At 65.2% G+C, this 12014-nt stretch carries 9 protein-coding genes; 3 read left to right on the top strand and 6 right to left on the bottom strand.

The genetic code is table 11. From position 1 onward, the window contains the following. Window positions 1-3: 3 nt before the first annotated feature. From flhA to ACZ1J6_RS21680, 6 genes are all read right to left on the bottom strand, one after another. Window positions 4-2103: a flagellar biosynthesis protein FlhA gene (flhA, locus tag ACZ1J6_RS21705; RefSeq protein WP_132268663.1), complete on the bottom strand. Its 2100-nt coding sequence runs from the start codon at window positions 2101-2103 to the stop codon at window positions 4-6. Window positions 2104-2126: 23 nt separating this feature from the next. Continuing rightward, complete coding sequence (locus tag ACZ1J6_RS21700) at window positions 2127-2567, bottom strand: helix-turn-helix domain-containing protein (RefSeq protein ID WP_134094049.1); 441 nt, start codon at window positions 2565-2567, stop codon at window positions 2127-2129. Next, a complete protein-coding gene (gene fliN / locus ACZ1J6_RS21695; protein WP_207913050.1) occupies window positions 2567-2932 on the bottom strand; it encodes a flagellar motor switch protein FliN in 366 nt (121 codons plus the stop codon). Before fliN ends, ACZ1J6_RS21700 begins: the two co-directional genes overlap by 1 nt. Window positions 2933-2943: 11 nt before the next feature. After that, window positions 2944-4554 (bottom strand): flagellar basal-body MS-ring/collar protein FliF, encoded by a 1611-nt coding sequence (gene fliF / locus ACZ1J6_RS21690; RefSeq protein ID WP_132268657.1) that lies wholly within the window; start codon window positions 4552-4554, stop codon window positions 2944-2946. A 327-nt stretch (window positions 4555-4881) separates the two neighbouring features. Next, complete coding sequence (locus ACZ1J6_RS21685; protein WP_431567284.1) at window positions 4882-5556, bottom strand: FliH/SctL family protein; 675 nt, start codon at window positions 5554-5556, stop codon at window positions 4882-4884. A gap of 235 nt (window positions 5557-5791) precedes the next feature. After that, window positions 5792-6820, bottom strand: coding sequence for a flagellar motor switch protein FliG (locus ACZ1J6_RS21680; RefSeq protein WP_431567290.1), 1029 nt, complete (start codon window positions 6818-6820; stop codon window positions 5792-5794). A 105-nt stretch (window positions 6821-6925) separates the two neighbouring features. On the opposite strand from ACZ1J6_RS21680, the gene ACZ1J6_RS21675 reads away from it, so the two are divergent. The 3 genes from ACZ1J6_RS21675 to ACZ1J6_RS21665 all read left to right on the top strand — a co-directional run bounded on the left by ACZ1J6_RS21675 (window position 6926) and on the right by ACZ1J6_RS21665 (window position 11850). Further along, window positions 6926-9631, top strand: coding sequence for an SBBP repeat-containing protein (locus ACZ1J6_RS21675; RefSeq protein WP_314463882.1), 2706 nt, complete (start codon window positions 6926-6928; stop codon window positions 9629-9631). Window positions 9632-9642: 11 nt separating this feature from the next. Further along, on the top strand, window positions 9643-10065 hold the full coding sequence (locus ACZ1J6_RS21670) for a flagellar biosynthesis protein FlgB (protein ID WP_431567283.1): 423 nt from the start codon (window positions 9643-9645) through the stop codon (window positions 10063-10065). 681 nt (window positions 10066-10746) lie between these two features. Then, window positions 10747-11850, top strand: coding sequence for an XRE family transcriptional regulator (locus tag ACZ1J6_RS21665; RefSeq protein ID WP_431567282.1), 1104 nt, complete (start codon window positions 10747-10749; stop codon window positions 11848-11850). Window positions 11851-12014 lie beyond the last annotated feature (164 nt).

The following is a 12014-nucleotide window of genomic DNA, read 5'->3' as shown; positions in this document are numbered from 1 at the left end:
CGCTCAACCGACCGTGCCGAGGCTGCGCAGCCGCGCGCGCGGATGGATCTCGTTCTGCGACAGCACGACGGTCGCCGGGCGCACGCGCTCGATGATCGAGCGCACGAAGGGCCGCAGCGGCGGGCTGGTCAGCAGGCAGGGGATTTCGCCCTGCCCGGCCAACCGGTCGTAAGTGTCGCGGACCGAGGCGATGAACGCCTGGAGCTGCGAAGGCGCCATGGCCAGGTGGCGGTCGTCGCCGAGACCGACGATGGCCTCGCCGAACGCCTCGTCCCATTCGCCGCCAAGCGTGACGATGGGGATCGCGCCGTCGAAGGTCTGCTGCGCCGAAATCTGGCGGGCCAGGCGCGCGCGGACATGTTCGGTCACTTGCGTCAGGTTGCCGGTCATTGCCGTCGCCTCGGCCACGCCTTCGAGGATCGTGGGCACGTCGCGGATCGAGATACCTTCGGCCAGCAGGTTCTGCAGCACGCGCTGCACGCCGGAGATGGAGATCTTGCTGGGGATCAGGTCCGCGATCAGCTTCTCGGTATCCTTGTGGACTTCGTTCAGCAGCTTCTGCGTCTCGGTATAGGAGAGCAGGTCGGCGATGTTGTCCTTGACGATCTCGGTCAGGTGCGTCGTCACCACGGTGCCGCAGTCTACCACGGTCAGCCCGCGGAAACCGGCTTCCTGGCGCATGTCGCGGTCGATCCAGAGCGCCGGCAACTGGAACACCGGTTCCTTGGTGGGCTCGCCGCGAATGCCGATGTCCTGCCCGGCCGCGTTGATCACCAGCAACTTGCCGATGCGCAGTTCGCCGCGTGCGATCTCGGTTTCCTTGACGAAGACGATATATTCGTTCGGCTGAAGCGCCATATTGTCGAGAATGCGGACCGAAGGCAGCACGAAGCCGTAGTCGATCGCCATCTGCCGGCGCAGCGCGCGGACCTGGTCGTCGAGGCGCGGCTCGGCCTGGGAATCGTTGATCAGCGGCAGCAGCCCGTAGCCGAGTTCGATGCGCAGCGCGTCGATGGCCAGCGTGCGCGAGATCGGTTCCTCGGCCTGCGCTTCCATCTGCTGCTGCTGCGCCATCGCCTCCTGCATGCGCTCCTGCGCGGCGCTGGCCTGCGCCTTGCGCGACATCGACCAGGCCATCCATCCGCACATGCCGCCCATCGCGGCAAAGGGAATGAACGGCAGGCCCGGCATCAGCGCCAGAACCGTCATCAGCACGCCGACGATGCCGAAGGCCTTGGGGTAGCGGCCGAGCTGGTCGCCCAGCGCGGCGCCGGTCTTGCCGACCACGCCGCCCTTGGAAACGAGCAGGCCCGCCGCCGTGGAGACGATCAGCGCCGGGATCTGGCTGACGAGGCCGTCGCCCACCGTGAGGATGGTGTATGTGGTGAAAGCCTCGCCGAACGGCACGCCGTGGATGGCAACGCCGATGATCAGGCCGACGACGATGTTGATTGCCGTGATCAGCAGGCCGGCAACGGCATCGCCCTTCACGAACTTCGAGGCACCGTCCATCGCACCGTAGAAGCCGCTCTCGGCCTCGATCTCGGCGCGGCGCTCGCGCGCCTGGCTCTCGGTGATGGTGCCGGCGTTGAGATCGGCGTCGATCGCCATCTGCTTGCCGGGCATGGCATCGAGGCTGAAGCGCGCCGCCACTTCGGCAATGCGGCCCGCGCCCTTGGTGATGACCACGAAGTTGATGACGATCAGGATCGCGAAGATGGTGAGGCCGATGACGGTCTCGCCGCCCATCAGGAACTCGCCGAAGGCCGCAATCACGCCGCCCGCCGCGTGGTGCCCCTCGTGCCCGTGGCCCAGGATCAGGCGCGTCGAGGCCAGGTTGAGGCCCAGGCGCAGCATCGTCACGATCAGCAGGATCGTCGGGAAGCTCGACAGTTGCAGCGGCTTTTCGATGAACAGCGCCGTCATCAGGATCAGCACCGAGGCGGTGATCGACAGGGCCAGGCCCATGTCGAGCATCCAGCCGGGCATCGGCAGGATCAGCATGCCGATAATGGCGCTGACCCCCAGCGCCAGCGCGAGATCGCGGCTGGGGCCGAGGCGGGCCAGGAACTGGTCCAGCCTTGCAGAGACGAGTGCGTTCATCGCTTCACCGGGCTTTCAGGAGGTCAATGACGGATCAGGCCGGGCGGCACCGCGACACCGTCGGACAGGAACGTGCGGAGCTTGTTGCGCATGGTCCGGACCGAAATGCCCAGCATCGAGGCGGCGGAAGTGCGATTGCCCCGGCAATGTTCCAGGGTCTTGAGGATCAGCTCGCGCTCGACATCGGCGATGTTCTGCCCGACCAGCTCGGAGACGGCCATGGCCACGGGCTGGTTCGCCCGCTCGCCGCGCAGCCGCGAGAGCACGTCCTGCAGGTTCACCGCGATGTCCACGACCACGAGATCGTCCTTGGCGCGCTGCCAGTCCTCCAGCACGGTGGAGCTGGCGGTGCCCACGGCGATGCTGGCGGGCGAACCGCGCACCATCTCCACCGCCAGGCCCATCGCGTTGCCGAGGTCGCCGACCAGCATCAGCCGGGTCGGATCGTGTTCGGAGTAAGGCATCATGCCTCCTGCCGGACGATTTCGGTGAGCGTGATGCCCAGCGTGCTGTCGATCAGCACGACTTCGCCGCGCGCGATCAGGCGGTTGTTGACGAAGATGTCCACCGGCTCGCCGACGCGGCGGTCCAGTTCCACCACCATGCCGGGCTTCAGGCGCAGCAGGTCGCCGATGTCCATCCGCGACCGGCCCAGGACGGCCTGGACCTTGACCGGCACGTCGAACACGGCCTGCAGGTCGTCGGGCGTGGGCGGCGTGGTGGGGCGGGGAGACCAGGCGGCTGCGGCATCCTCGCTCGCTTCGCCGTTCGGGTTTTCGTCGGACAGGTGAGCAGGCGCCAGCTGGCGCGGCTCGAGCTCGTCGCTCATGGTCATACCTTTCAACTGTTCATCCACTGACGGATTACGGATGCGGATTCTCCGGGACTGGCCGAGATGGCGTCACCGATGCGGCGCAGGGCGGAGAGCTTGATGCGCCCGTCCACTTGCGCCAGGGCAATTTCCTGGTCGAGCATCTCGCCTTCGTTGGCGCGCATTTCGTCGAGCTGGCGGATGGCCTCCTCGTCGCCGGCCGCGGCCCGCTCGTTGAGGGCCATCATTTCGGCATCCTCGGCGGTCAGGCGGCGCTCCACCACGCCTTCGACCAGCGGCGGCTCGGCCAGCTTGGGCTTGAGCATGCGGATGGCGAAGAGGATGATGCCGCCCACGATCAGGATCTTCAGCACGTCGAAGATGCGGTCCATGGTCAGGCCGAAAGGCAGGCCGCCTTCGGCGCCGTCGAGATCGGTCGGCGCGTTGAAGGCCATGTTCTCGACCACCACGCTGTCGCCGCGGTCGGCATCGAAGCCGACGGCATTCTCGACCAGCCGCTGCAGGCGCTGGACCTGCGGCGCGGGAAGGCCCTGCGGCCCGCCGTCCACCATGACCGCCACGGTCAGGCGCTTGACCTGGCCGGGGGTGCGGACCGCGACCTTCTGGGTGCGGCTGTTCTGGTAGGTGGTGTCTTCCGAGGTCTCGTTCTGCGCCGAGCGGCGGGCGTCGCCGCCATTGCCGTTGACGTTGCCCTGGTTGTCGGGAAGCTGCGAGCCGACCGTCACGCCCTCGGCGCCGGCGGAATTCTCGTCGCTCTGGTTGTTCGATTCCACGGTGACCGTGTGGGCCACGACCTGGGTATCGGGATCGAAGACTTCCGATTCCTCGCGCACCTGGTCGCGTTCGAGCACGGCGGCCACTTCGGCGCGCACTTTGCCCTGGCCCACGATCGGTTCGATCATCGCCTCGATCTCGGTGCGCAGGCGCGCTTCGACGGCGTTCTGGCGGTCTTCGAGATTGCCTGCACCGGCGTCACCGCCCTCGCCCGCCCGCGCCAGCAGCGCGCCGGTCTGGTCGACGATGGAAACCGCCTCGGGATTGAGATCGGGAACGGCCGAGGAGACGAGGTAGCGGATCGCCTGGACCTGCTCGCTGGAAAGGCGCCCGTTGGTCTTCACCGTCACCGCGGCGCTGGCCTTGCGCGGTTCGGTCTCGAACATCGCATGGTCCGGCATGACGACATGGACGCGGGCCTTGCTGACCTTTTCGAGGCTCTCGATCGAGCGGACCAGTTCGCCTTCGATGGCGCGGGTCTCGTTCAGCTTCGCGCGCGAGGAAGAGATGCCGAAAGGCTCCTCCGCATCGAGCACTTCGTAGCCGATCTTGCCGCCCAGCTGCTCGGAGGCCATCGACATGCGAAGCTCCGCCAGCTTGTCGACCGGGGCCATGACCGCAGAGCCGTCGGCGGAGAGCTGGAAGGGCACGTTCTGGCCCTTGAGCTTCTCGCTGATCGACTGGGCCGCCGAAGGATCGAGATCGGTATAGAGATAGCCCATCTCAGTCGCAGGACTGCGAAACGCCATCCATCCGAGCCCGGCCAGCAGGGCAAGGGCCACGCCGCCCATCAGCAGGGCACGGCGGGGACCGACCTGCTCGATAAAGTTCCGCAACGGGTTCAAAAGTCGCCTCTTACGTCAGCGGCGTCACCCCCTGGTGTCGCCCCTGACATTATAGGATAAACGCTAGGCAACTCTTGCCGGGAACAGGAAAAGTTTATGCAGGAATTTCCGGGCCGGTAGTCGAACTTGGACACGGCCCCGTCCAGATGCCGGACGGGCTGGGGATGTCAGGGGCGCAACCAGCGCGCCGCCGTCAGCGAGGCCGCAGTCCCGCTGGCCATTGCCACGCTGTCTGCGCCCCGTTCTTTTCGGTGGAAGCGGCTCCCGGCCGATCGGGAACGTGACGGTCTGCGGCGCGCCGGAAAGCCGGCCAAGCGCCGGACCGGCTCACGCCGAGACGGCGTCGCTTTCGGGTTCCTGCCCCAGAACACCGGCGAGTTCGGCCATGACCGCGGCCCGGCGCGAGGCCGCGTCGATGTTCAGGCCGCCTTCGGCCCAGCCGATATGGGCATCGCCGGAAGGGAGCGTGTCGTCGTCGACCACGACGATGGAGATCGCCCGCCGCTCGCGCGCGCGGCGTTCCTCGACAAGGCGCTCGATATCTTCACGCATGGCCGGGTTCGCGCGGATCGACAGCGCGGTATCGCGCGAGACCTGGTCGAGCGCGCGGGTCAGCGCTTCGTCGATGGCGCGCGCGGGCTCGGCGGCAATGGCATGTCCGGCCAGCAGTTCGGCGGCCTGGAGCGCAATCGCCCCGGCCTCGGCAATGACCTGATCCATCACTGCATCGAAACGGCTCTCGACATCGTCGATCGAGGCATGAAGCGCATCGGTGGCGGCCAGCATGGCTTCCGCCCGCTCGCCCCGCGCCTGCTCCAGGCCCGCCTCGAAGCCATCGACCCGCGCCCGCGCCAGCTCGGCGACGTGGTCCTCGTGCAGGCGCTCTATACGGGCCTGGAGTTCCTCGACGTGCTCGCGCAGTTCATCGTGTCGTCGTTCGTCGACCTGCTCACTGGACGGAAAACGAAATATCCTGTCGAAACCGAATGGCTGAATGGTCATGGGATCCTCCATCATCGCCGCACCCTCGGAATTCGGACGACCTTCCGGTCGCGCATCGCGGACATGGTCCCGCGAGGCATGAAACAGTTCGAAATCGTTCGGCCGATACGCCATTGGCTTCCCCAAATGGCAAGCTCGCGACACAAGCCGCGAGCGCACCGGATACCGGAATCTTCCCTGCTCGTTCCGTACGTTAACCCGGACGAGCAGGATATCAAACAGGTCATCGCACCGATCAATAGATCATGGCGTCGTCGCTCTTGGGATCGACGAGCATGATCTCGCCCCGATCCCCAAGCGACTTGGCAAGACGCACCAGAGCCGTCTGCGCTTCCTCGCATTCGCGCGCGCGCACCGGACCCATGGCCGACATGTCGTCGCGCATCAGCTTGGCGGCACGTTCGGTCATGGCGCCGAAGAACAGCTTCTTCATCTCGTCCGGCGCACCCTTGAGCGCCAGCGCCAGTTCGCGCTTGTTGCAATTGCGCACGATCGTCTGGATCGCCCCCGGCAGCAGATTGCCGAGATCCTCGAAGGTGAACATGAGCGCGCGGATACGTTCGGCCGATTCCGGCGCCTTCTCGTCGAGCGCGCCCAGCATGGCCTCTTCGGTCGAGCGGTCCAGCGCGTTGAACAGTTCCGCCATGGTCTCGTGCGGATCGCGGCGCTGGGCGCGCGACAGGTTGGTCATGAACTCGCTCTTGAGCGTCTGCTCCACCTGAACGATCACGTCCTTCTGCACGGTATCCATCCGCAGCATGCGCATGACCACGTCGGTCGCGAAATCGCGCGGCAGTTCGGATAGCACGCGCGCGGCATGGTCCGGGCGCAGCTTGTGCAGGATCACCGCAACGGTCTGCGGATATTCGTTCTTGAGGTAACCCGCGAGCACGGCTTCGCTGACGTTGGACAGCTTGTCCCACATCGTGCGGCCGGAAGGACCGCGGATGTCCTCCATGATCTCCTTCACGCGGTCCGCCGAGAGAATGCCTTCCAGCAGCCTTTCGGTGGTCTCGTAGGAGCCATGCAGCGTCGCCATGCTCGCCACTTCGCCCGAGAACTGGACGAGCAGGTGCTCGACGACGACTGCGGGCACCCGGCCGAGCTGGGCGATCGTGGAAGACAGCTCCTTGATTTCCTCGGTGGTCAGCTGTTCCCAGATCGGACCGCCATGGTCGCGTCCAAGGGCCAGCATCAGCGCGGCAGCGCGCTGAATTCCCGAGTATTTCTTGAGCTCCGGCGGCTCAGCCACCGCGGCCATCATCGTCACTTCGATACCCCCGAAAAATTGCTCAATTCCGCACGGTTTGGGCGCTGTTCCTTCTATTTATAGGAGGAAGGCTTGCGCAACCGCCCGATGGAGACAGAATTGACGATAAATATAAACAACGGGTTGATCGGACTGTCGGTTCTGGGTGGCACCAGTGCCTATTCCGCCCTGTCGTCCTCCCTCGCCGCCCTGGACAGCGCTGCCGTTCTCAAGGCCAAGAAGGCCTTCACCCTCGCCACGCCGGAAACGACGCCGCCCTGGCAGGAGGCCGCCGATACCCGCCCGGTCAGCGCCCAGATCGTCGCGCTCAAGCGGATGCTGTCGCTGGTGGACACCACCAAGGACAGCTCGCTGGGCGATCTGCCGGATGTCCAGACCGCCTTCACCACCTACAAGGCGCTCGACCGGCTCCGCATCCTGGCCGAAAGCGCCGCCAAGGCCACGACCTCGTCCACGGAACGCGCCTCGCTCCAGAAGACGTTCGCGCAAGGGCTGCTGGACCTTCAGTCCTTCCTGGGTTCGGCCGACACCGATCTCGTCTCGCTCTATTTCGGATCGAAGACCAGCAACGCCACTTCCGTCGCAATCAAGTCCACGAACTCCAGCGGCGCGGTCATCGGTGAAGGCGTATCGGCCACGCGCAACGCGGCCATCTCCGGCATGACCGGCAGCGAAGTGCTGCAGATCAAGCTGACCAAGGGCAGCACCACCGAGACCGTCAACGTCGACCTTTCGGCAACGACACAGCCGCCCACGCTCGATTCTGTCGCAGCCGCGCTCAATGCCGCCATCGGCAGCAGCCAGGCACTGGACACCAGCGGCAATCCCGCGGTCGATGCCAATGGCGACCCGATCAGCAAGTGGAAGTCGAACTTCACCGTCGAAAAGAACGACGGCAAATGGGGGCTCGTCTTCAATCCGGCGGGCAGCGAGAAGGTCGCCATCGACCAGGTCGGCGGCGGCGACGCACTGATGGTGGCCAGCGGCGAGACCGCGAAGGATGCCGCCACCGCTGCGCGCGTGTACCGGGTGGAAGACCTGGACGATTCCCTGTCCTGGCAGCGCCTGAGCAAGCTCAACGCGGTAGACGGCACCGCCACGGCAGACGCCAAGGCGAACGCATCCTCCACTGACGACGAGGACAAGGACTATACGGTCGCCGCGGCCACCCAGGCCAAGGCGATCGCGACGGATTCCGAGGGCTTCAGCTATGTCGTCGGCACCACGGCTGGCGATGTCGGCACGCGCATCTCGGACGGCTCCGACGATCTGTTCCTCACCAAGGTAGACAGCGAGGGCAATGTCGTATGGCAGCGCAGCCTTGGCGCCGCAGGCAGCGCGCAGGGCGCCGCCGTCAGCATTGCCGCCAATGGCGACATCGTGGTCGCCGGCACGGTAGACGGTGCCTACAACGGCGGCGACGACAGCCAGACCGACATGCTGGTCGCGCGCTACAACATCAAGGGCGACCAGCTTTCCGCCACCGTCATCCGGCAGGTCGGTAACGAAACCGCAAGCGCCGTGACCGTGGGCGACGATGGCAGCATCTATGTCGCGGGCAAATCATCGACGGGCGGCGGCGATGCGTTCATCGCCAAGCTCGATGCGACCGGCAAACTTCAGGAACGCCGCGCGATCGACAGCGGCGGCCTCGATTCCGTCACCTCGCTCGCCATCGACAACGACGGCAACCTCCTTGCCCTGACCAGCGAAAGCGGCGTGGCCACGATCCATCGGATCGACTCCACCTCGCTCTCCACCGATCTCGGCTCGATCACGCTTGGCAAGGTTTCCGCACGCGCCATCGCCGTGTCCGACAGCGGCGAGATTGCCGTGGTCGGCACCACGAGTTCGGCGGTAAGCGGCACGCAGGTCAACAGCATCAATGGCGGACAGGACGCGTTCGTCACCCGCATCGATGCCGCCCTGTCCTCGGCCAGCACGACGTATATCGGCACGTCGGCCACCGATCAGGCCGACAGCGTCACGTATCTGAACGGTACGCTCTATGTCGGCGGCCGCACGGCGGGAGACCTTTCGGGAACGAAGTCCGGCACTGTCGACGGCTTCGTCGCACGGATCGATGCTTCCACGGGCGCGATCGAGAAGATTTCGCAGTGGGGCATGTATACCTCGACCACGGAGCCAGTGAAGATCTCCGCCGTGGCGGGCGGCTCCACGGTGCTGGGGGCGCTGGGCCTCAACCGCGGCACACTGAACGAGCAGGAATCGACCACCCTTTCCTCGCAGACCAACCTGCAGGCGGGCGACAAGTTCACGATCCGCGTCGATGGCGGGGCCACGCGCACCATCACCATCGGCAAGGACGAGACGATGGTCTCGCTGGCGCAGAAGATCCAGAAGATCACCGGCACCAAGGCCACCATCACCACCCCGCGCGTGAACGGCCAGACGACGCTCAAGATCCAGGTGAAGTCCGGCTACCAGGTCGAACTCGGTTCCGGACCGGACAACAAGGACGCCCTGTCCAAACTGGGCATAGACCCTGTACGCCTGGTCGCTTCCAAGGCACCCGATGCCGATGCGCCCAAGGTCACGCCCGGCGGCACCTACAGCCTGGGCCTCGCCACGACCCTGTCGGTGAAGGATGCCAAGACGGCTGCGGTCGCGCTGGCCCAGATCAAGTCCGCCCTCTCCATGACCCAGACCGCCTATCGCTCGCTCTATTGGGACTCGTCGAAGGCGACCCTGGTGGACGGCGCGATCACCGGCGGCGGCACGGTCTACCAGCAGAAACAGCTCGCCAACTACCAGGCCGCCTTGTCGCGGCTTACCGGTTCCTGAGGTAAACCTTCATGTCTTCTCTTCCTCCTATTTTCGATGGCATGGGCCAGGCCATGAAATACATGGCCGAGCACCAGCGCGTGATCGCCGAGAACATCGCCAACAACGAGACACCCGGGTTCAAGGCGCGGACCGTGGACGCGCCGGACTTCTCCTCGCTCGTCTCGCAATATGGCGTAGCGGGTACGCCCCGCGTTTCCCGGCCGAAAGTGGAGCTGTCCAGCGGCATGACCGCGCTCGGCGCCCGCCCGCCCCTGGCCGGCAGCCATGTCGTGCTGGACGGCGACACAACCGAAACCAAGCCGGACGGCAACAATGTCACGCTGGAAGACCAGTTGCTTACCCTGGGGCAGGTCCAGGCCGACTTCGCGGCCATGACCAATCTCTACCGCAAGCAGATGGGCCTCATGAAAACGGCACTCGGCCGCGGCTAAATCGCTTCGGGAGAGGGTGTCCGGGGCGCGGTACCTCACAGAGGGCCGCGCCCCGTAAAAGGACGATCCGACAAGCGAGAAATCCGGCGTGCGATACCTCGAAAGGGGTAGGCCGCCCTCTGCAGGCGAATCGCAGATCAGGCGGGTTCGTTCAGCCTGCCTTCAATCTATCCCTGCCTTATCCTAAAAAATCGACGAAGCGATTCTGATAGGAGGGAACTGGATAAGCCGCAGCACGTTCAAAAGCGAAACTATTTGTATTTCAGCTTTTTAACTCTGCCTTTGCGGGACGAGGACGCCTCCTGGACAAGCGACACTTGATAGGAAAGTTTTTCCTGCAACGAAGCTGAAATTTCCGGGAAACACCACAAGACTAGCCATTATGGTGCAAAATAGGAAGGCAACTGGTGGAAGTTATTGCCGGTCACGACAATCCGACCCACTTTGGTACGATATACATAATGGATTATTGACCAAGTGGGCGTTCCGTGGAACAAATTCCTCATTCATAGCCAGATAAGAGCTTCAATGACCCAAAAACCGCTTGGATCGCAGAAGCGGACTGGGAAGGCGCTTGCCACGGCGCCGACCGCAATCGAGATCGATGCATATCGAACACTCGTCTTTCCGAACCGCATCCGGAAATTTCGTAAGCAGCTGAATATTGGATCGCTGCTAGAGTTGTCGGAGAAGCTTCCGACGATCACCTATATTCGCCTTTCGAAGATCGAGAGGGGAGAGATCTTTGCGCGTGCCGGAGAGCTGCGCGATATCGCGGCCGCCCTCGGCATCGATGCCGGCGAACTCCTGATCGACATCGACGATCCGGAGTTCGACATCTCGGCCTGGGCGGATCCGCTCCATGGCAGCGACCGTGTCGATCCCGCTGCCGAGCGTTTCGCCGTGCTGCTGGCGGCGGCCCTGCGCACACGCCGCGCGGCGGACGATGCCCTGACGATCGCCGCTCTCGAACACGAATATGGGATCGCCCCGGTTATCCTGTCGCGTATCGAGAATGCCCTGAAGCCTTTCGATCGCTGGAACGAGGAAGTCCGTGCTTCCCTGCGCAGGCTGTTCGCGGCTGCGGACGACGGCGAACTGATCGCCATCGTCACCGAGGCGCATCAGCGCGGAGACCTGGACCCGGTGCTGCCGCTCGTGGCGAACCCGGAACTGCGGATCGCCAAGTCCCGCGGTCGCATCGCCGCCCTGCGCGACGAACTGCACGGCCCGTCTCGCGCGCAAGGCATCGCACGCGCCGTGCCGCATCCGCTGCTGGATCGTCCGCCGCTCGATCGTCCTTCCCTGGGCCGCGCCATGAGCGAGCGCCCCATGCTGGAACGCGGTGCCGGCAGGCGCCGCGCTGCGGAAGCTCTGGCGGAAGATGCCGGCGGCGATACCATGGTGGCGGAGCACCCCTCCGTTCGCCTCGTGCCCGTCTTCGGCAGCCCCCTGGCCGATGGACTGATCGCCCTCACGCCGGCCGGTGCCCAGGTCGAAGCGCCGCGCAATTCCGGGCCGCGCGCCTATGGCCTGCGCCTGGGCCGGGCCACGCTCGGTGCCGGACTTCCCGGACGCTCGGTCCTGATCGTCGATCCCGACCGCTTCCCCTCTGCCGGCGGCCTTGCCGTGGTGACGGAAGCCGAAGGGCTGCGCGTCCTCTCGGTCACGCTCGACCGTCATGGACGGATGCTCGGCTACAGCGAGAACCCCGATCTCGAAGTCGCCATAGACGAGCTGGATCCGGCCAATCTGGCCACGGTCCTGGCGGCCGTGTTCGAATAGTAACAGCAATTGACATGAGGCCGGGCCCATAGTCCCGACCGGCCCCATATAATGGTATGTGTCAGACCCCCCGGAAGGCACGATGCGCATACCTAAACTGTTCAAGCCGAATGGAAAGCGGCCCCCGCCGCGATCCACGGCCGACCCGGCGGGATTCTCCGCCG

The organism is Novosphingobium sp. BL-S-21, from assembly GCF_055521655.1.
Note: the sequence above shows the minus strand (reverse complement) of the source record. Positions and strands in the feature narration are given on the sequence as shown.

What these genes read in the sequence shown, in the direction of transcription:
- flhA (WP_132268663.1), bottom strand. Translation starts at nt 2,103, where the DNA reads ATGAACGCACTCGTCTCTGCAAGGCTGGACCAGTTCCTGGCCCGCCTC.
- ACZ1J6_RS21700 (WP_134094049.1), bottom strand. Translation starts at nt 2,567, where the DNA reads ATGCCTTACTCCGAACACGATCCGACCCGGCTGATGCTGGTCGGCGAC.
- fliN (WP_207913050.1), bottom strand. Translation starts at nt 2,932, where the DNA reads ATGAGCGACGAGCTCGAGCCGCGCCAGCTGGCGCCTGCTCACCTGTCC.
- ACZ1J6_RS21685 (WP_431567284.1), bottom strand. Translation starts at nt 5,556, where the DNA reads ATGACCATTCAGCCATTCGGTTTCGACAGGATATTTCGTTTTCCGTCC.
- ACZ1J6_RS21680 (WP_431567290.1), bottom strand. Translation starts at nt 6,820, where the DNA reads ATGATGGCCGCGGTGGCTGAGCCGCCGGAGCTCAAGAAATACTCGGGA.
- ACZ1J6_RS21670 (WP_431567283.1), top strand. Translation starts at nt 9,643, where the DNA reads ATGTCTTCTCTTCCTCCTATTTTCGATGGCATGGGCCAGGCCATGAAA.